The sequence below is a fragment of the Corallococcus praedator genome, from assembly GCF_003612125.1.
GTDB lineage: Bacteria > Myxococcota > Myxococcia > Myxococcales > Myxococcaceae > Corallococcus > Corallococcus praedator.
This window is the reverse complement of record NZ_RAWI01000169.1, coordinates 1-18,947: the sequence shown is the minus strand read 5'-3', so window position 1 is coordinate 18,947 and position 18,947 is coordinate 1. Positions and strand designations below refer to the sequence as shown.

The 18,947-nt window shown below is 71.0% G+C and carries 22 protein-coding genes; 11 read left to right on the top strand and 11 right to left on the bottom strand.

The genetic code is table 11. The features are described 5' to 3' along the window. The 3 genes from D7Y13_RS21620 to D7Y13_RS21610 all read right to left on the bottom strand — a co-directional run. Window positions 1-559: RibD family protein (locus D7Y13_RS21620; protein WP_147452475.1), on the bottom strand; the 559-nt coding region annotated here is incomplete at its 3' end. A 142-nt stretch (window positions 560-701) separates the two neighbouring features. Then, entirely contained in the window at window positions 702-1,202 is a 501-nt protein-coding gene (locus tag D7Y13_RS21615) for a hypothetical protein (protein WP_120535304.1), read from the bottom strand. A gap of 26 nt (window positions 1,203-1,228) precedes the next feature. Beyond that, window positions 1,229-1,972, bottom strand: coding sequence for an NIPSNAP family protein (locus D7Y13_RS21610; protein WP_120535303.1), 744 nt, complete (start codon window positions 1,970-1,972; stop codon window positions 1,229-1,231). Window positions 1,973-2,063: 91 nt separating this feature from the next. On the opposite strand from D7Y13_RS21610, the gene pdxR reads away from it, so the two are divergent. The 6 genes from pdxR to D7Y13_RS21580 all read left to right on the top strand — a co-directional run bounded on the left by pdxR (window position 2,064) and on the right by D7Y13_RS21580 (window position 7,053). Further along, window positions 2,064-3,554, top strand: a complete 1,491-nt coding sequence (gene pdxR, locus D7Y13_RS21605; protein WP_120584728.1) for a MocR-like pyridoxine biosynthesis transcription factor PdxR — start codon at window positions 2,064-2,066, stop codon at window positions 3,552-3,554. 66 nt (window positions 3,555-3,620) lie between these two features. Beyond that, on the top strand, window positions 3,621-4,001 hold the full coding sequence (locus D7Y13_RS21600) for an ArsR/SmtB family transcription factor (RefSeq protein WP_341870431.1): 381 nt from the start codon (window positions 3,621-3,623) through the stop codon (window positions 3,999-4,001). Next, window positions 3,998-4,465, top strand: a complete 468-nt coding sequence (locus D7Y13_RS21595) for an SRPBCC family protein (RefSeq protein WP_120584730.1) — start codon at window positions 3,998-4,000, stop codon at window positions 4,463-4,465. The genes D7Y13_RS21600 and D7Y13_RS21595 overlap by 4 nt, the downstream gene beginning before the upstream one ends. Before the next feature lie 38 nt (window positions 4,466-4,503). Then, on the top strand, window positions 4,504-5,088 hold the full coding sequence (locus D7Y13_RS21590) for a hypothetical protein (RefSeq protein ID WP_120584731.1): 585 nt from the start codon (window positions 4,504-4,506) through the stop codon (window positions 5,086-5,088). After that, entirely contained in the window at window positions 5,061-6,146 is a 1,086-nt protein-coding gene (locus tag D7Y13_RS21585) for an MBL fold metallo-hydrolase (RefSeq protein ID WP_120584732.1), read from the top strand. The genes D7Y13_RS21590 and D7Y13_RS21585 overlap by 28 nt, the downstream gene beginning before the upstream one ends. After that, the gene (locus D7Y13_RS21580) at window positions 6,133-7,053 is read left to right on the top strand and encodes a tetratricopeptide repeat protein (protein WP_120584733.1); all 921 of its coding nucleotides are present in this window, start codon (window positions 6,133-6,135) and stop codon (window positions 7,051-7,053) included. The genes D7Y13_RS21585 and D7Y13_RS21580 overlap by 14 nt, the downstream gene beginning before the upstream one ends. 9 nt (window positions 7,054-7,062) lie before the next feature. On the opposite strand, the gene D7Y13_RS21575 is transcribed toward D7Y13_RS21580, so the two are convergent. From D7Y13_RS21575 to D7Y13_RS21565, 3 genes are all read right to left on the bottom strand, one after another. Further along, the gene (locus D7Y13_RS21575) at window positions 7,063-7,644 is read right to left on the bottom strand and encodes a Uma2 family endonuclease (RefSeq protein ID WP_120535296.1); all 582 of its coding nucleotides are present in this window, start codon (window positions 7,642-7,644) and stop codon (window positions 7,063-7,065) included. Between the two features lie 61 nt (window positions 7,645-7,705). Next, window positions 7,706-8,746, bottom strand: coding sequence for a class I SAM-dependent methyltransferase (locus D7Y13_RS21570; protein WP_120535295.1), 1,041 nt, complete (start codon window positions 8,744-8,746; stop codon window positions 7,706-7,708). Between the two features lie 33 nt (window positions 8,747-8,779). Beyond that, window positions 8,780-9,109, bottom strand: coding sequence for an MXAN_6627.5 family MYXO-CTERM protein (locus D7Y13_RS21565; protein ID WP_120535294.1), 330 nt, complete (start codon window positions 9,107-9,109; stop codon window positions 8,780-8,782). Between the two features lie 124 nt (window positions 9,110-9,233). Between D7Y13_RS21565 and D7Y13_RS21560 the strand changes: the two genes are divergently transcribed. Then, window positions 9,234-10,553 carry a response regulator gene (locus D7Y13_RS21560; RefSeq protein WP_120535293.1) on the top strand — a complete coding sequence of 440 codons (1,320 nt, stop codon included), beginning with the start codon at window positions 9,234-9,236 and terminating at the stop codon, window positions 10,551-10,553. A gap of 21 nt (window positions 10,554-10,574) precedes the next feature. Here D7Y13_RS21560 and D7Y13_RS21555 read toward each other — a convergent pair whose 3' ends face one another. Next, window positions 10,575-11,216 (bottom strand): hypothetical protein, encoded by a 642-nt coding sequence (locus tag D7Y13_RS21555; protein ID WP_120535292.1) that lies wholly within the window; start codon window positions 11,214-11,216, stop codon window positions 10,575-10,577. 57 nt (window positions 11,217-11,273) lie between these two features. Here D7Y13_RS21555 and D7Y13_RS21550 point away from each other — a divergent pair, with 57 nt between their 5' ends. The 4 genes from D7Y13_RS21550 (at window position 11,274) to D7Y13_RS21535 (ending at window position 13,707) form a co-directional block, all read left to right on the top strand. Next, window positions 11,274-11,759: a hypothetical protein gene (locus tag D7Y13_RS21550; RefSeq protein WP_199732860.1), complete on the top strand. Its 486-nt coding sequence runs from the start codon at window positions 11,274-11,276 to the stop codon at window positions 11,757-11,759. A gap of 50 nt (window positions 11,760-11,809) precedes the next feature. Further along, window positions 11,810-12,445 (top strand): thioredoxin-dependent thiol peroxidase, encoded by a 636-nt coding sequence (gene bcp / locus D7Y13_RS21545; RefSeq protein ID WP_120584734.1) that lies wholly within the window; start codon window positions 11,810-11,812, stop codon window positions 12,443-12,445. Between the two features lie 240 nt (window positions 12,446-12,685). Next, complete coding sequence (locus D7Y13_RS21540) at window positions 12,686-13,207, top strand: hypothetical protein (protein WP_147444395.1); 522 nt, start codon at window positions 12,686-12,688, stop codon at window positions 13,205-13,207. Between the two features lie 140 nt (window positions 13,208-13,347). Next, window positions 13,348-13,707 (top strand): hypothetical protein, encoded by a 360-nt coding sequence (locus D7Y13_RS21535; RefSeq protein ID WP_120584735.1) that lies wholly within the window; start codon window positions 13,348-13,350, stop codon window positions 13,705-13,707. A 32-nt stretch (window positions 13,708-13,739) separates the two neighbouring features. Here D7Y13_RS21535 and nagZ read toward each other — a convergent pair whose 3' ends face one another. From nagZ to D7Y13_RS21515, 4 genes are all read right to left on the bottom strand, one after another. Continuing rightward, window positions 13,740-14,804, bottom strand: a complete 1,065-nt coding sequence (nagZ, locus tag D7Y13_RS21530) for a beta-N-acetylhexosaminidase (protein ID WP_370450800.1) — start codon at window positions 14,802-14,804, stop codon at window positions 13,740-13,742. A 144-nt stretch (window positions 14,805-14,948) separates the two neighbouring features. Next, window positions 14,949-17,048 (bottom strand): BatA domain-containing protein, encoded by a 2,100-nt coding sequence (locus D7Y13_RS21525; RefSeq protein WP_120584736.1) that lies wholly within the window; start codon window positions 17,046-17,048, stop codon window positions 14,949-14,951. Next, on the bottom strand, window positions 17,045-17,926 hold the full coding sequence (locus tag D7Y13_RS21520) for a DUF58 domain-containing protein (RefSeq protein WP_120584737.1): 882 nt from the start codon (window positions 17,924-17,926) through the stop codon (window positions 17,045-17,047). The genes D7Y13_RS21525 and D7Y13_RS21520 overlap by 4 nt, the downstream gene beginning before the upstream one ends. Before the next feature lie 13 nt (window positions 17,927-17,939). After that, the coding region (locus tag D7Y13_RS21515; RefSeq protein ID WP_208734478.1) for an AAA family ATPase at window positions 17,940-18,947 on the bottom strand (1,008 nt) is incomplete at its 5' end.

The window sequence follows — 18,947 nt, the reverse complement described above, 5'->3', positions numbered from 1 at the left end:
GGATGCCGTCGGCGGTGGGGTGGATGAGCAGGCTCACCTCGTCGATGAGGCCTGCGGCGAGCAGGGAGCCATTGATGCCACCGCCGCCTTCGAGCAGCACGGTCTTGATGCCGAACTCCTGGCCCAGCGTCTCCAGCGCGCGGGCGAAGTCGATGTCGTGCTTGCCGCCGAAGACGTAGGAGACGCCGCGTTCGCGAAGGTGGGCGAGGTGGGCGTCGGAGGCGGACTCGGTGAGCACGACGATGAGGTGGTCGCCGTCGAGGTCGCCGGACTCCCAGTTGAGCTTGCCGTGCGCATCCAGGGCGATGGCGTGGCTGTCCGCGTCCTTGCAAGCGATGAAGTCCGTGCGGGGCAGGGGCGCGGCGGGAGTGGGCTTGGGGATGCGCCCCTGCGCGGCGAAGTCCTCCATGGTGATGCGGCCGCACATCCAGGCATCCGCGTCGAAGGTGTCGGCGGTGCGCTCGTATTCGGCGTGCGCGGTGCCCGGTTCGGGCCAGTGCTCGAGGAGGATGCGTCCGTCGATGGACGAGACCATGTGGCAGATGACGTGGGGCTTCATCACGGAACTCCCGGTGCACGGTCCGCCTTCGTGAATCGGAGGCGGTGCAGGGAAGAGGGTTCCCAGATGCCCGGCGACCTGTCGAACCGATTCAGCGGGATGCGAACGGTTCGTTCACAACCCCGCGAACGGGAACGGGAGTTCAGACGGTGGGTGCCGTCCGTTCCATCACCCGCGTGAACTCCATCACCCAGTTGGTCTCCCACGTCTCTCCGTCGAGGGAGAAGGCCTGCTCCCACCGTGCGCGGTCCGTCCCCTGTCGCGTCCACCGGAACTGGACCTGGACCGGACGGCCGTCGTCGGTGTCCTCGCCGTAGAAGATGCCGTGGTCTCCCGTGAAGCCTCCGTGCACGGGCGGCAGGAGCACGCCTCCGCGACTGTCGACCCAGTAGATGGACCAGCGCCGCTGCTGGAGGTCGAACAGCCGCAGTGCCATTCCGGAGAAACCTCGCTCGAACTCGGCCTCCTCGACGTTGGCCACACCGCCCAGGTGCGGACGACAGCGCGCTCTCGACGCGAAGGCGTCCCAGTCGTCACTGCCCGCCAGTCGCTTCTTGAGGCGACGGTTTTGGCAGGTCCATTCGCCAAGGAAGAAGTCGAAGTCGTGCACGTCGCCAGTGGGGAGCGGAGGAAGGGGCTTCATGGTGGGAGTCCTTTTCGGGAAGCGGATCAGCGCAACTGGGAGCGGAGGGTGGGCGCCAACGTCAGGTGTTCGAGCGGTGCGCTCAGCGCCGGATGCAGCCCGTGCAGCACCTGCTCCGTCCATGCTGTCGAACGAGTCCGTTGCTCACGGTGCTCGCGGTGACGCTCGGCGGAGGGGAACACCGTGAGCCACGCGAGGAAGTGTTCTCCCGTGCGCACGGGCAGGGCCGGGAAGGTGTTCTCCGCGGGCTCGGTCTGGAACAGTCCTTGGAAGCGTGCCCCCAGTTCCGTGAGCGCCGGTCGCACGTGCTGTTCGAAGAACCGCACCAGGCCCTCGTCGGCGGGGGCCTTCAGGAAACAGAGCGTCACCTCCACGCGTGAATCGGGAAGGGCCACTGCTTCAACGGGCTGCCTGGCCAGGCCGGGATGATGAAGGGCCGTGTCCGGACGCACCGGGCGCAGGAGCAGCACGTTGTCGGAGTCCTGCATCGTCGCGTTCGCCGCGCCCCGGTGCGCCTTCCACACCGGTCCGCCATAGAAGGCCCCCAGCGCCGCGCTTCGGGACGCCATGTCCGGGAAGCCGCGCATCCACACGAACCGGTCCGGCCGGTCCTCGTCGCGGAACTGACCGACGATGTGCATTCCGACTGCTTCCTGGGCTTCCACGAACTCCTGGTCGAAGAGCGTGATGAGCACGTCGCGCTGGCCGGGATGCAGCGTGTACTGGCGCAGTTCGAGGACCGAGCAGCAGGCGGTAGGGGTGGACGACATGGGGGCTTCCGGGGTTCGGGTGCGGAAGCCATCCTTGTCAGCAAGCTGGTAGGGTCATGAAGACCACTTTCGAGCGAATCGGCCCTACCAGTTGAAGACCCCTCCCGGCGCCGTCACCTCCCTGCTCCTCCGCCTGGACCCGCGAACGTCCACGCCGCTCCACGAGCAGATCTTCGAGGGCGTCCGGACGCGCATCCTCTCCGGAGCGCTGGCGCCCGGATGGCGGATTCCTTCATCCCGCCAGCTCGCCACGGAGCTGGAGGTGGCCCGCAGCACCGTCCTCCAGGCGCTGGATGCGCTCGCCGCCGAGGGCTACGTCGTGGCCCGCGCTGGCGCCTCCACCCGCGTTGCTCCCGAACTGCCCATCGCCCCCGAGGACCGGACCCGGAGCACTCCGTCCCGTGTGTCCCGGGGCCCCCGGCTCGCCGCCTCGGCCCGGGCCCGGAAGTCTTCACCGGTGGGGGCGCCCCGGTTGGGCTCGGCGCCCCGTGCCTTCCGCCCTGGCGTTCCCGCGCTCGACCTGTTTCCGACCGCGCTGTGGGGCCGCACGGTGACGCGCGTCCATGCGCGCGCGAGCACCGGGCTGCTCGATGGAGGCGACCCCCTGGGGCATGCGCCCCTGCGCGAAGCCATCGCTGCCCATGTGTCCGCGTCGCGCGGGGTGCGGTGTGTCGCCGCACAGGTCTTCGTGACCGCCGGGACGCAGCAGGCGTTCGATGAAGTCCTCCGGCTCGCGCTCGACCCCGGAGATGCGGTCTGGGTGGAAGACCCGGGCTACCCCGGTGTCCGCCGCGCGGTGCTCGCCGCCGGTGGCAGGCCGGTTCCCGTGCCCGTGGATCCGGAAGGGCTGGACGTGGGCGCTGGCATGGCTCGGGCGCCCCGGGCCCGCGTCGCGGTGGTGGCACCCTCGCACCAGTATCCGCTGGGCGCCACGCTGAGCCTGGCGCGGCGGATGGCGCTGCTGCACTGGGCGGAGCGCACGCGGGCCGTGATCATCGAGGACGACTATGACAGCGAGTTTCGTCACCGGGGCCGTCCCCTCACCGCGCTCCAGGGACTGGATGAGGCCGGCTGCGTCGTCTACGTGGGCACCTTCAGCAAGTCCATGTTCCCCGGCCTGCGCCTGGGCTTCTTCGTCGCGCCGCCGTCCCTGGTGGATGCCTTCGCCTCGGCCCGTGCCACCGCTCCCGCGCCCGCCTCCTCGCTGGAGCAGGCGGCCCTGGCGGTGTTCCTCGCGGAGGGGCACTTCGCGCGCCACCTGCGCCGGATGCGGGTGGCCTACCGGGAGCGCGGCGAAGCCCTGCTTGATGCGCTGCGCGCCGACTGCGCTGGAACCCTGACACCCCGGCCCTGTGACACCGGCATGCAGGTGTCCGCGTCGCTCGCGGCGCCCCTGTCCGACCTGCGCGTCCGCGACGAAGCGGCCCGGCTGGGTGTGGAGGTGGCCGCCCTGTCCGACTACTTCCTCGGCCGGCGCCGTGAAGCCGGCCTCGTCTTCGGTTTCGGCGGTGTGCGCCCGGACGCCCTCCGCGCGGGGACCCGGACGCTGGCCCGTGCGCTGGAGGCTGCGCGCGGGCGCTGAAGCCTGCCTCGACCCCACAGCCTTGACACCCCATGGCCCCGCGTTGATATTCAACCCAGAGGTTGAATGATGCGCACGCCCGCGACCCCGAACCACCTGGACCAGACGCTGCTGGCGCTGGCCGACCCGACGCGACGGGCCATCCTCCAGCGCCTGTCGGCGGGAGAGGCGCGCGTGACGGAGCTGGCCCAGCCCTTCGCCCTGTCCCTCAACGCGGTGTCCAAGCACATCCGCGTGCTCGAGCGCGCGCACCTGGTGCACCGGCGCCGCGAGGGCCGTGAACACCTGCTGTCCTTCACCCCGAAACCGATGGACGACGTGGCGCGCTGGATGGACGCGCAGCGCGCGAACTGGAGCGCCCGGTTGCAGGCGCTCGATGACCTGCTCCAGGAAGAGGACCGCGCCCTGGCCTCTGCTCCTCCCCCGAAGAAAGGACGCACCCGATGAGCCCGCCCCTCCCCGTGAAGTTGAGCATCACCCACCGCTTCAAGGCCTCCGCGGAGCGCGTCTTCGATGCGTGGCTGGACCCCACGAAGGCCCGCCACTGGCTCTTCGTCACCAAGCCCAACACGCCGCTGGTGCGCGCGGAGGTCGATGCGCGCGTGGGCGGCACCTTCTGCTTCGCGGACCTGCGCGACGGCGAGGAGGTCGAACACGTGGGCGAGTACCTGGAGATCGACCGGCCGCGCCGGCTGGTGTTCACCCTGGGCGTGCCGAAGTACTCCCAGGACCGCGACCGGCTGACGGTGGACATCGTCCCGCTGGACACGGGCTGTGAACTCACCCTGACCCACGAGATGGGCCCCGAGGGCGAGCAGTGGCGGGAGAGCTCCAAGAAGGGGTGGACCCAGCTCGTGGCGGGGCTCGACGCGTGGCTGGGCGACGGCACGCCCCCCACCGCGAACGGCTGACATCCCTTCCGGGGCGCAGGCCGTCTACGATGGGCGCCATGTCCTGGCGTCCGTTCCTCCCGCTGCTGGCCCTGCTGTGCGCCGTGTCCGCGTGTGGCCCGCGCCGCAGCGACCCGGCGCGCGTGGCGGAGGACCTGATGCGCCCCGCGCCCCTCGGGGCCTTCGCCGCGGGCACGCCTCCGGCCACCACCGAGGCCTGCACGGTGCGCACGGCGAAGACCTGCTTCGACCAGGCCCTCACGCTCCTGGCCACGGACGCGCGGGGCCCGGAGCGCCTGCGCGCGCTGTCCCTGATGGGCAAGGCCTGCGACGGACAGGTGAAGGACGCCTGCTCCTGGTTGTCCCAGCACGTGAAGGAGCCCCGACGCGTGCGCGGCGGCCCGCCGGACGACCCGGTGTTCCAGGAGGCCTTCCAGCGCTGGCGCGAGGGGCGCAAGCACCACGTGCGCGTGACGTGCCGGCTGGTGCAGGGCGGCGTGCCCCAACAATGTGAAGTGCGCGAAGCGACGCTGCCCCCGGACCTGCTCGCGCAGGCCCTCGCCAGCATCCAGGCGTCGCGCTACGTGTTGCCATCCCTCGACGGAGAGCCCTTCGAATGCGACTGGACCATCGTCATCAAGTGACGCGGCTGTGGCCCGTGCTGGCCCTGTCGCTGTGGACGGGCTGTTTCGCCGGCACGGTGCACCGGGGCCCGGCGACGGACCACTTCGACGGTGAGACGTTCCAGAACCTGGGCGATGCGCCGAAGCTGCCCGCCCTCAAGCTCATCGGGGCGGCGCTGAAGGAGGAGCGCGGCGCGTGGCGCCCGTACGCGGAGCTGCCCTTCGGACCGAAGCCGCCCGAGCGCGTGGGCCCAGGCCAGCTGCGCGTGACGTTCATCAACCACGCCACGGTGCTGCTCCAGGCGGACGGGGTGAACGTGCTGACGGACCCCATCTATTCGGACCGGGCCAGCCCCGTCTCCTTCGTGGGCCCCAAGCGCGTGCGTCCCCCCGGCATCCGCTTCGAGGACCTGCCGCCCATCGACATCGTGGTGGTGAGCCACAACCACTACGACCACATGGACCTGCCCACGCTGCGCCAGCTGGAGGCCGCGCACCATCCGCTGTTCCTCGTGGGCCTGGGCAACCGGGAGCTCTTGAAGGCCGAGGGCTTCCAGAACGTGGAGGAGCTGGACTGGTGGCAGTCCGCGAAGGGCGGGCCTCCGGGCTTGAAGGTCACGGCGGTGCCCGCGCAGCACCGCTCGAACCGCGGGCTGACGGACCAGGAGGAGACGCTGTGGGCGGGCTACGTGCTGGAAACCTCCGGCGGCCCGGTGCTCTTCGCGGGGGACACGGGCCTGGGCCCGCACTTCCAGCGCATCGCGGAGCGCTTCGGCCCCATGCGCCTGTCGGTGTTGCCCATTGGAGCGTTCCGTCCGCGCGTCATCCACCCGGTGCACATGGGGCCGGAGCAGGCGCTGGAGGCGCACCGCGTGCTGCGCTCCAGCACGTCGGTGGCGATGCACTACGGCACCTTCCCGATGGCGTTCGACGGCCAGGACGAGGCGAAGTACCTGCTCCTGCGGCTCCTGTTGAAGGAGGAGGTGCGGCCGCGCTTCTGGGCGCTCGGCTTCGGCGAGGGCCGGGACGTGCCGCCGCTGGCCCCGGGGGACGCGGGACGTGCCGATGCCGGACGCTGAAGGCGCCGCGCCCCCGGTCCTGCCGGAGGTGGAGGCGAAGGCGCTGATGGACCGGGCGCGCACGCTCGTGCGCTCGGGCCATGTCCTGGAGGTGATTCCGCTCTGCGATGAGGTGTACCGGCGTCACACGACGTCGCGGGTGCCCGCGCTCCAGCTCCAGGTGGCGCGGGCGCTGGGGCACCGGGGCGCGGCGCTGTCGGAGCTGGGCAAGGTGGTGGAGGCCGTCATCCACTTCGACGAGGTGGAGCGCCGCTTCTGGAGCCCGCGCAAGCCCGCGCTGTGGGAGGGCGTGGCCTGGTCCATGGTCTACCGGACGTGTGTCCTGATGGAGCAGGACATTCCCCAGCAGGCCCTGCGCTGCGTGGGAGAGCTGCTGCGCCGCTTCGGGTCGTCGGAGTCTGCGCCCGAAGGTCTGCGCAACGCGGTGGGCGCGGCCCGGGTGCTGCTCCCGAACGTCTACAACCAGCTGGAGGAGTACGAGGAGGCGCTGCGCCTGAGCGAAGCGCTGCTGGAAGCGAGTGACGGAGACCCGGATCCCCTCAAGGTCGACATGGCGTCGGGCGCGCTCCTGCAGCGGGCGCATGCCCTCCAGGGGCTGGGGCACTGGGAAGAGGCGCTCGAGTGCTTCGACGCGGTGGACGTGCGCTACGGCGAGGATCCGGATCCCCGGATGCGGGCCCTGGTGTCCGCGGCGCTCATGGGCCGGGCCCTGGTGCTGATTCGCGAGGGGATGGTTCCTGAGGCGCTCTCCGGGCTGGACGCCATCCTCGAACACGCCGGCCCCCACCCGTACCCCCGGCAACGGCCGATGGTGGACTTCGCGCAGTTCCACCGGGAGGAGCTCGGGAGGGAGGCGGAGGAGGAGCGGAAGAAGATGGAGCGGAGGAAGAAGCAGTGGCGGAAGTGAACCGCTGCCTCAGTCCGCTTCGATGTCGGACCACCACTCGCCGAGCCGCAGCTCGATGGCGTCGAACGGTGCCGCTCGGATGACGTCGTCCTCGCCGTAGACGCCCATCTCCATCCAGCGTCCGTCCCGCAGCTCACTCACGGTGAGCGTGCGCGCCTCGATGTCGATGAACCACAGGTGTCGGATGCCGAGGCGCGCATAGAACGGCCGCTTGATGCGCTGGTCATAGGCGCGCGTGGAGGGGGAGAGGATTTCGCACGCCCAATCCGGCGCGATCGTGCAGCTTCCGGACGGCAGCGTGGCCAACCGTTCGCGTCGCCACCCCGCGAGGTCCGGGCTGAACTCCGGAGAGCCCTCCACCTGGATGCCGGGCTCCACCAGCACCCACCAACCACCAGGGCCTCCCTGGCCTCGCTGGAAGGGGCCTCGCAGCCCTTCAATCAACGCGCCCATCAGGTCCATGTGCCCGGCCCGGGGCCGCGCATGCGTGTACAACGTTCCGTCGATGATCTCGCCCACCACGCCCTCGGGCAGGGCCTCGATGTCAGCGAGGGTCGCGGGACCCTCGAGCGTCTTCGCGCCATAGGCCATGCCTGGAGTGTGGAGATAGCAACGCCGTCTGACAAGCCAGCGGGCGGGCGACCCCGGAGGCCTACTCCGGCTGCGCGATGATCAACGTCTGCAACGGCAGGTGCCGGATGGGCCGGGTGCTCTGCACGCGGAAGCCCGCGTCGTCCAGGAACCCCTCCACCTCCGCGGGCGTGTACGCCGCCGCGCCCGACGTGAGGAAGTAGTGCAGCCCGATGAGCGGCGCGGACGAGCCCTGCGTGTCGCGCTCCTCGCGCAGGTACTCCAGCACCGCGAGCGTGCCCTTGGACGCCATGGCCCCGCGCACGCGCCTGAGCAGTGCCACGTTCTGCGCGGGCGTCAGGTGGTGCATCACCTGGAACAGCAGCACGCCGTCATACGGCCCGCCCAGCTCCGCGTGCAGCACGTCGCCTTCCCGGTGCGTCACCCGGTGTGACAGCCCCGCCTGGGCGATGATCTCCCGCCCCACGCGCACGCTGCCCTCCAGGTCCACCACCGTGGCCTTCAGTCCCCGGTGCACCCGGCACAGCTCCGCCGCGTACCAGCCGTGCGCGCCGCCCAGGTCCAACAACTGCTTCGCACCCCGGGGCAGGGGAATGGCCGCCGCCACCTCCGGCGAGGCCAGCCGCGCCAGCTGGTACATGGCCTGGATGTAGTCGCGCCAGCGCGGGTCGTCCGGAGCGAACTGGTGGATGTCCACCGACTGCCCGCTCTTCACCGCGTTCTCCAACTGCCCCCACCAGTCCCACTGGGCGTAGTTGAACTCCAGGAACGCGGTGATGGCCTGCGGCGAGCGCGGGTCCAGCCACCGCCGGGCCCGGGGGGCCAGCCGGAAGCGGCCCCGCTGCAGCTCCACCACTTCGCAGGCGATGAGCGCTTCCAGCAGCGCCCGCATGCCCTCGGTGCTCGTCTTGAGCCGGGCCGCCAGCGCCTCCGCGGTCGCCGCGCCGTCCGCCAGCGCCGCGTAGACGCCCAGGCGCGCGCCGGCCATCAGCGTGCGCGACGCCATCATCCCGAAGAAGGCGTGCGCCAGGGGCTGGGGCGCCAGGTTGAGGAAGTCCGCCACCCGCTCCAGGAGGTTGTCCGCCTTGAGGCCCAGCCGCATCGCGCGTCGCTCCTTGGGAGAGGGGGTGGGGGCCTAGCGGCGGCGCCGGGAGCCGGCCACTGCGGCCACGCCCAGCACCATCAGCGCCGCTTCGGGGCCCAGCAGGCAGCCCTGCGTCTGCGCCTGCCGCACCCCGGTGTACTTGCACTTGCCCGTGTCACAGGTGAAGCGCGGCGCGCAGTCGTTGCTGCTGCGGCACTTGGTGGGCACCCGCCCGACGCCGTCCTCGCCCTCCTCGCCGCCGGGGTCCTCTTCGCCGCCGTCGGACTGCGACTGGGCCACGGCCGCCAGGGGCGACAGCAACAGGAGGCAGGTCAGGGTCAGGAACCCCGCCGGACGAAGGCGCGAGAAGAGGGAGGGCATGAGGCGGGCGCCACCCTAACGCCCCGGCGGCACGCTTGCATCTTTCCACTGAAGGGGGCGGGCTTCCGGGCTTCCCGGAATCGCTGGCCGACAGGGCGGCTGAATCTGCTACGGTCCCCCCGCGATGGCGCCTCGAATCCTCGTCGTGGACGACAACCAGGAGCTCCTCTCCCTCCTCACCCAGCTCTTCGAGGATGCCGGGTACGAGGTGGTCGGCGCCAGCCGTGGCAAGCAGGGCATCGAGGCCGCGCGCGCCTCGCCGCCCGGGTGTGCCGTCCTGGACATCCTTCTGCCCGACATGATGGGCTACCACCTCGCGGACACGCTGCGGAAGGACAACCCCCAGCTGCCGCTGCTCTTCATCACGGGCGTCTTCAAGGGCGGCAAGCACGCCACCGAAGCGCGCCAGAAGTACCAGGCCGCCGGCTACTTCGAGAAACCCTTCGAGGCCCAGAAGCTGCTCGAAGCGGTGGCCAAGGTGCTGCCCGCGGAGAAGAAGCTCCCCTCCGCCTCGATGCAGGACGCCTTCGAGGTGGAGCTGGACATCGACGTGGAGGAGGAGGGCCCGCAGGACGCCATGGAGTTGACCGGCCGCATCAAGGTCACCGGCGGCGGCAACCTCACGGCGGAGATCCGGGGCGCGAACCTCACCGCCACGCCCATGCAGAAGGTGCCCTCCACCCAGGTGCGCGCCCCCACGCCGGGCCGTCCGCCGGACCCGCTGCCGGTGGGCGCGGGCGCGCCGGGCAGCCGCCGGGGCGAATTGCGCGACAACCTGCCGTCGCTGCTCACCGCCTTCTACCTGTCGCGCGAGACGGGCGAGCTGGGCATCCAGCGCGGCAAGGTGAAGAAGGTCGTCTACTTCGAGAACGGCACCCCGGTGTTCGCGCTGTCCAACCTGCTGGCGGACCGCTTCGGGCAGTTCCTGGTGCGCGTGGGGAAGATCAAACCCGAGCAGCTCCAGGACGCGTCCGCCGTCGCCGCGCAGAGCCACCGGCGCACCGGCGACGTGCTGGTGGAGCGCGCGCTGCTCAAGGACACGGAGCGGCTGTACTACGTGGGCCAGCAGGTGAAGGCCATCATCTACTCGCTCTTCTCCTGGGAGGAGGGCACGTACGTGATGAGCTTCAAGGAGAAGGCCTCCGCGGAGTCCATCAAGCTGGACGTGCACCCGGCCAACCTCATCGTCCGGGGCATCAAGAAGCTCTACAAGCCGGAGCGCCTGCGCCGGCTGCTCCAGCCGGAGGACCGGCTCATCCCCGCGGTCGCGCCCGCCTACGGCCTCAACGAGGTGGAGCTGGAGCGCTGGGAGGCGGAGCTGCTGCCGAAGATCGACGGCAACCGCGTGGTGGCGGAGCTGCTCGCGTTCGCCAACCGCCCGGAGCACGTCGTCTACGGCTTCCTGGTGTCGATGATGGCGTTGGGCATCCTGGACAAGCGGTAGCCGGACGCCGCTCCCGCGCGGCTACACCAGCCGGGAGCCAATCCAGAACAGGCCCAGCGCGCCGGAGCCCAGGGCGACTCCGCGCTGGATCCACAGGCTGATGCGCGCGTTGGCGCGGGACAGCCCTTCGGCGAACAGCAGGCCCACGGCGCCCATGCCGATGAGGATGCCCAGCGCGAAGCCGGGCAGGTACGTCCACGCGGACAGGCTCATGCTGCCGCCCACCAGCAGCGGGGGCAGGGCGATGAGCAGCGAGCGCACGCCGCTGATGGCCATGAAGGCGCCCGCGGCGGTGCTCACGGTGTGCACGTGCTCGTGGGGCTTGCGGTCGTGGCCGGGCAGGTGCGGGTGCCCGTGGTCCAGGCTGTGCGGGAAGAGGAGCGCGGTGACGGCCAGGGCCACCAGCACGGCGCCGCCGAACACCTCCGCCCAGCGCTCGAAGGTCTCCGACAGGCCCACGCCCGCGAACAGGCAGACGGCGGCGATGCCGCCCAGCATGAAGGCGTGGCCCAGGGCGAAACGCAGCGCGGTCTTGAGCGCGACGCGGCGCCGGCCGCCGCCCAGGGTGCCGAGCGTGGCCATGGCGGCGCAGTGGTCCGGCCCCAGGGCGTGGAGCAGACCTTGGGTCAGGCCGAGCAGGAAGGCGAGCAGGATGGGAGCCACGACGGCGCACCCTAGCCGTGGTTTAACCGGGTGGCCAGCAGGAGGAAGAACCACACCATGCGCATTGCCCACCCACGACACTCCGCCGCGCTGCTGCTGATGGGCCTGCTCGTGCTGTCGGGCTGCTCCCAGGACCCCGGTCCGGAGCAGCTCGCCAAGGCCGAGGGGCACTATCAGGAGCTGATCAACCAGAACGTGGCCCCGCACGACCCGGCCTGGACGGCGGTCGTCGCCGAGTTCGAGGCCATCCCCAAGGACTCCAAGAGCCGTCCGGAGGCGGACAAGCGGCTGGCCGCGCTGAAGTCCGCCCGCGAGAAGCTCCCACCGCGCCCCCTGGCCCGCCCCGGCGCGACCGGCCCTGGCGCCAGCGAGGTGGATGCGAAGCGCGCCGCCTGTGAGAACCTCGCCAAGAAGATGGGCGAGGCCAAGACGGACGTGACGCGCGACATGCTGCGCAAGGTGCTGCAGCGCTGCCAGGCGGACGTGGTCCAGGCGGAGGCCAACAGCCACCCGCCGGGCGAGAACGGCGCGGACCTGCACTGAGTGGGAAGCAGGGTTGAGAAGCCGGCGGGGGCTGGGTAAGGAGCCGTCACATGCCCATGCCCCAAGCAGGTGACAAGGCCCCCGGCTTCTCGCTCCCCGACCAGAGCGGAGCCACCGTCTCCCTCTCGCAGCTCAAGGGGCGGCACGTCGTCCTCTACTTCTATCCGAAGGACGCGACCCCCGGCTGCACCACGGAGGCGTGCGACTTCCGCGACGAGCACTCCGCGCTGGTGAAGGCCGGCGCGGTGGTGCTGGGCGTGTCGCCGGACAGCACCGCGAGCCACCAGAAGTTCGCCACGAAACAGGGTCTGCCCTTCTCGCTCCTGGCGGACCCGGACCATGCGGTGGCGGACGCGTACGGGGTGTGGGGGGAGAAGTCCCTCTATGGCCGCAAGTTCATGGGCCTCATCCGCGCGACCTTCCTCATCGGGCCGGACGGCAAGGTCCTGCGCGTGTGGCCCAAGGTGAAGGTCGCGGGGCACGTGGCCGAGGTGCTGGCCTCGCTCCAGCAGCCTTCCGGTGCGGCCTCCCAGGCTCCGGCTTCCAAGGCTTCCGCGCCGGCCGTGAAGGCTCCCGCCGCGAAGAAGGCTCCGGCGGCGGTGGCGAAGCCCGTGGCTGTCAAGAAACCGGCGGCGAAGAAGGCCCCCGCGGCCAAGGCTCCGGCCCGGAAAGGCGCTCGCGCCTGAGCGGGTGTGGGGCGGCGGGTCCCCGGTGAACTCCTGGCGGGACAGGGAGCCTGGGACCGTGTATTCCTGCGCCCCGTGGCGGATCTCCTGCTTCCTGGGGACACCCGCCGTTCATGACCCAGCCCCGCCATGGCCTCCGGGCCCGGCAGGGGGCGACCTGCGAGCCGAGCCGTCGGGTGGATGCCCGGTGGCTGGCGCGGACAGCATGACCATCCCTTGGGGATGGCGGAGATGATGAACATGCGCGAGCGAGGCATTCAGCGGTGGATGGGGACGGCGGCGCTGGTGACGGGCGTGCTGTTGGGCACGGCCTGCGGCGGTCTCCCCGAGACGGGCGGCAAGCAGCCGGACGAATCGCGGGGCAACGCCTTCGCCCAGCGCGGCACGCAGGGTGAGGCCCTGTACAACGTCGCCGAGCAGCAGGGGAACGAAGCCCCTGGCGATGCGCACCACGGCAACGCGGCCGCGAAGCTGCCGAAGCACATGCTGACCGTGGACCGGGGCTACAACGAGACCATCACGAAGATTGGCTCCAGCATCGATCCGCGCACGAAGTCCAAGGACGGACAGGCCAACAACTCCCTCTGGGACAACGCGGGCGGCATGATGGCGCACCGCTATGGCACGCTGGGTGGGGCGACCTACTCGCCTGCCGCCTGGGGCCTGGGCGGTTGGGACGTCTCCACCGCGAACGAGAGCGTGCGCGGCTTCGACGCGCCCTACAGCTACGTCACCCAGCCCATCTATCTGCAGCAGCGCTAGGTGTCCTGAAGTCCCAGGGCGTCCGCTGGCCAGCGTGCTGGCGGGCGCCCGTGTTCCGGCCCTGTGGCCGACTCCCGGTGGTGACGCGGGGTGACCACTCCTTGATGTCGAGGCCTTCACGCCTCCAGAAGGAGCAGGTCATGCAATCCCGAGCCCTCCACCGCTGGACGTTGCTGGGGACCTTCGCCGCCACGGTGGCGTTCATCGGGCCGGGCTGCAATCGCGATAGGCCGCTGATGCCCCGGGCTGGGAGCAGCTACGAGGGCATCGCCAACACGCAGCAACCCGGGCCACCCATGGAGCCGATGCGGGTGTCCTCCGGCAGCGGAGGCGGCACCGGAGGCTCCGGCAGCGCGGGCACCACGGCCGCGGAGGAAGGCGCGGGCGCGCAGGGCCACACCAACAAGATCGGCGCGCCGGGCTACACCACGCCCAACGAAGACACCCGGGATCCGGGTGGGACGCGGCAGTTCATCCAGGGGCACCACGACACGGAGTGACGCCCCTGTTCCGAGGCGGATGGGGACGGCCTTCAGCGCGATGCGAGCATGACCTCGGTGGGGTCCTTGCCGGTGAACGCACTGGCGAGTCCCTGCGCGAGCGCGCGGTGGTTCGCATCACCCAGCGTGGCGAGCCGGTCCTCGGCGGGGTGCGCGAAGCGGGCGGCGAGCGCGTCCAGGCGACGGTGGGCTTCGGTGATGCGCTCGCGCGGGACGCGGCCGGACTCCACCGCCTTCACCAGCGCTTCGATGGCACCGCGCTGCACGTCCGCGTGGTGACACACGAGGAACAGGTCCACGCCCGCGAGCGTGCCCTGCACCGCAGCCTCCTCCACCGAGTAGTGCCCGGCGATGGCCTTCATCTCCAGGTCGTCGCTGACGAGCACGCCGTCGAAGCCCAGCTCCTGGCGCAGGATGCCGTGCAGCGCGCGGTGGCTCATGGTCGCCGGCACGCCGGGCTCCAGCGCGTCGAACAGCACGTGCGCCGTCATCAGCGACGCGAGCCCCGCCTTCGCGAACGCCTGGAAGGGCACCAGCTCCACGCGGCGCAGTCGCTCCAGGTCATGCGGCAGGCGGGGCAGGGTGAGGTGGCTGTCCGTCGTCGTGTCGCCGTGTCCCGGGAAGTGCTTCCCGCACGACGCCACGCCGCCGGCCTCCATGCCCCGCGCGAGCGCCACGCCCAGCCGGCCCACCTCCGCCGGGTCACGGCTGAAGCTGCGGTCGCCAATCACCGGGTTGGCCGGGTTGGTGTCCACGTCCAGCACCGGCGCGAAGTCCCAGTCGAAGCCCACCGCGCGCAGCTCGTGCGCGAGCAGCCGGCCCACGCGCTCGGCCAGGGCTTCGTCGCCGCGCTGTCCCAGCTCGCGCATGGGCGGCAGTGCCGTGAAGGGCGCGTCACGGAGCCGCGCCACGCGGCCGCCCTCCTGGTCCACCGAGAGGATGAAGGGCCTGCCCGCGCGCACCTTCAGCTCATGGCACAGCGCCGCCGTCTCGGCCGCGGTGCCCACGTTGCGCTTGAAGAGGATGGCGCCGTAGATGCCGTCGTCCATCAACGCCGCGAGGTCGGCGTCGATGCGGGTGCCAGGAAAGCCCACCATGAAGAGGCGGGCGCAGTCGCGATAGAGGGCGGAAGCAGGGCTCACAGCCGTGCAGTGTGGCAGAGCCCGCCGCCCGTGTGGCAGCGGATGCGTCGCCGGAACCGTACCGAGCGTCGGCTGCCTGTCAGGGCGCGGAGCAGCCGGCTACTTGCGCAGCAGCGTTCCCTCGAAGAAGAACGCCAGGCACGCGGCCAGGATGAGCCAGGTCCACAGGGGTACGGCGGGCTTGTCCGCGTCTCCCGTGGACGCCTTCACCGTGTCCTCGCCGAAGTAGGCCGTCAGCGTGTCCTGCGGCACCCGCGACAGGTCGCTCTCCGCCGGGTCCAGCGTGGCGGCGAAGTCCAGCGCGGCCACGGGCTTTGCCTCCGCGCCCAGCACCGAGTGCACCCCCGGCTCCACCGTGGGTCCCGCGACGAACGAACCGTCCGGCTGGGCCTTCACCGGCACCTCGCTTCCGTCCGGCGCGCGCACCGCCGTCACCTTCTGCGTGCCTTCCGGGCGCAGCGTCACCGTTTCGCCCACGCGCACGCGCACCTCCTCGCGCTCCTCCAGCGAGCCCGTGAGGTACGCCGCGAAGCGCTGCATCAGCGGCAGGAAGCTCGTGCGGATGGCGAAGTCGCTCCAGTCGCGGTCCACCGTGCTGGTGAACAACGCCACGCGCCCCTTGCCCCGGCGCGCCACCGCCACCGCTGGCGCCCCGTCCTCGTATGTGGCCAGCACCTGACTCGTTCCCGGCGCGGACGGGCTGTCCGCCTCCAGCAACATGTACTTGTAGAAGCGCGCGCCGATGAGCCCCTCTTCCGCCCGGCCCGTGAACGGCGCGAACAGCGGGTGGTCCACCTTCACCTGCGCCAGCTTCGCCGTCTTCGTCTCCGCGTCCGGGTCCTCGCGCTCGGCGCTCGTGCGCACCAGCCGCAGGGGCCGGGGCAACAGCGCGCCCAGCCGCTGGTTGTACGTGTCCGGGTTCACGTGGTCGCCCACGCTCACGAAGAGGCCGCCGCCGTTCTCCACGAAGGTCTTCAACTTCGCCGCCTCGTCCTCCGACGGCGCGGGCGTGTTGAGCAGCAGCACCAGGTCATACGCGCTGAAGTCCTCGCGCAGGCCCACCTCCGCGTCGCGCACCGCCACGTCCACCGGCGAGCCCGGCGACGTGAGCGCCGCGTCCACGAAGAAGGCCTCATCCCGGTAGCGCGTCGCATGCGGCGAGCCGTTCACCACCAAGGCCTTCAGCCCGCGCGGCACCGGCAACACGAAGGCCCGCCGGTCGTCCTCCGCCAGCGCGTCCGGCGCCAGCGTCACCGCGCCCACCACCGTGCCGCCCTGGGGGAAGCGCACCGTCAGCGTCTTCTGCGTGGTGCCACCCGCCGGCACATCCACGAAGCCCTTGGCCAGCGTGGACTCGCCCACGCGCACCGCGGCCTCCAGGTCCTTCACCGGCTTCGCGCCGAAGTTCCTCACCGTGAACGTGAACTGGTACGAGCGCGGCCCCGCCTGCAACGCGGGCTCCACGCGCAGGTCCACCAGCGCGTGGTTGTCCAGGGACTCGCGGCCTTCCGCCACGTCGCGCAGCACCACCTCCGGCTTCACCAGCGTGCCCGTGGGGCCCTTCACCGTGGGCGGCGGCGCTTCCAGCCGGAAGCCGGAGGCCGTCATGTCGGAGACCACCACCAGGCGCTTGCCCGCCATCGGGTTCTCTTCCAGCGCCCGCGCCGCCATGTCCAGGCAGCGCGACAGGTCCGCCGAACCGTAGGTGGGCTTCGCCTCGTCCACGAGCGCGCGCAGCCGGGCCCGGTCGAAGCCCGGAGGCGGCGGTGCCTCGGGCGCGCCCGTGCACACCATCACCGTCGCGGGCTCCTCCGGCAGCAGGTCCTTGAGCGCGTCGCGCGCCTCGTCCCGGCCCTTCTCGAACAGCGACGTGCCGTCCGACCAGCGCATGGAGAGCGACGCGTCCAGGATGATGGCCGTGGCCGCCGGCCCACGCGTCACCGTCGCCGCCTGTGCGTCGCGGCTGAACTCCGGCCGCGCCAGCGCCAGCGGAATGGCCAGCAGGATGAGCGTGCGCAGCGTGTAGAGCAGCAGCCGCTTCAACTTGAGCCGGCTCGCCGTGCGCTTCTGGCTTCGCAGCACGAACGCCATCGGCCCGAACGGATGCGCCCGGGGCCGCCTGCGGTCGAACAGGTGCACCAGCACGGGGATGAGCGCACCCAGCGCGCCCAAGAGGAACCACGGGTTGCCGAACGTCACCTGCGCCTCCCGCGACGCCCCAGGAAGCGCAGCAGCACCTCATCCAGCCGCTCGTCCGTGCGCACCAGCTCGTAGTCCACGTCCGCCTCGGCGCACTTCGCCTTCACGTCCGCGAGGAAGGCGCCGAACTCCTCCAGATAGCTCTGCTTGATTTCGCGCGGGTTCACCTCGATGCGGCCCTCGCCCTCCATGTCCAGGAAGAGCGTGGGGTCATCGAACGGGAACGTCAGCTCCGCGGGGTCCACCAGGTGGAACACCGCCACGTCGTTCTTGCGCTGCCTGAGCGCCAGCACCCGCTTCAGCGCCTCCTGCCGCTCATCCAGCAGGTCCGACAGCACGATGACCGTCGAGCGCCGGGGCAGCACCTCCGCGAGATGATCCGCCGCGCTGCCCAGGTCCGTGGGGCCCTTCGCCTCCGTGTGCTCCAGCGCGTCCAGCAGCACGTTGAGGTGCCCGGCGGATGCACGCGGAGGGACGTCCCGGAACGCGCCGCCCACCATCACCGCGAGGCCCGCCGCGTCCTGCTGCCGCACGAGCAGGTAGCTGAGCGCGCCCGCGAGCGTCTTCGCCACCTCCAGCTTGGACATGGCGCCGCTCTGGTAGCCCATGGACGCGGACGCATCCACGACCATCACCGAGCGCAGGTTCGTCTCATGCTCGTAGCGTTTGACGTAGTACTTGTCGAACTTGCCGTAGGCCTTCCAGTCCAGGTGGCGCAGCTCGTCGCCGGGGGCGTACTCCTTGTGCTCGGCGAACTCCACGCTCTGGCCCTGATGCGGGCTCTTGTGGAGGCCGGACAGCACGCCCTCCATCACCGCGCGGGCGCGCAGCTTCACTCCCTGGAGGCGGGACAGCGTCTGGGCGTCGAGCAGCGCCATGGGGTGGGCCGGACTAGCCCTTCACCACCGTGAGGAGCTGATCAATCAGCTTCACCGACGTGATGCCTTCGCTCTCCGCGGTGAAGTTCGGCAGCACGCGGTGGCGCAGCACGGGACGCGCCAGCGCGCGGACGTCCTCCACCGTGGCCACGAAGCGGCCGTTGAGGATGGCGCGCGCCTTGGCCGCGAGCACCAGGTACTGGCTCGCACGGGGACCCGCGCCCCACGACACGTTCTTCGCCACGAACTCCGGCGCGCCCGCTTCCTTGGGACGCGTGTGGCGCACCAGCTCCACCGCGTAGCGCACCACGTGGTCCGGCACCGGCACGCGGCGCACCAGCTCCTGGAGCGCGAGGATGCGCTCGGGGGAGAGGATCTTCTCCAGCTTCGGCGGCGCGCCCGCGGTGGTGCTCTTGACGATCTGCACCTCTTCCTCGGCGGTGGGGTAGCCCACGTCCACCAGGAACATGAAGCGGTCCAGCTGCGCCTCGGGCAGCGGGTAGGTGCCCTCCTGCTCGATGGGGTTCTGCGTGGCGAAGACGAGGAAGGGCAGCTCCAGCGGGTACGTCCGGCCGCCGGCGGTGATGCGGTACTCCTGCATCGCCTGGAGGAGCGCGGCCTGCGTCTTGGGCGGCGTGCGGTTCACCTCGTCCGCGAGGATGATGTTCGCGAACAGGGGCCCCTGCATGAAGCGGAAGGAGCGGCGCCCCGTCGTCTTGTCCTCTTCCAGGATGTCCGTGCCCGTGATGTCCGACGGCATCAGGTCCGGCGTGAACTGGATGCGGTTGAAGGACAGGTTCAGCACGTCCGCCAGCGTGGAGATGAGCAGCGTCTTCGCGAGGCCCGGGACGCCCACGAACAGGCAGTGGCCACGGCTGAAGAGCGAAATCAGCAGGTGCTCCACCACGTCGCGCTGGCCGACGACGCGCTTTTCAATCTGCTCGACGATGGCGTTGCGGGCCTGGGCAAGCTCCTCGACGGCGCGCAGGTCCTCGCGGGTGGCGTCGGACGGGGGGAGTGG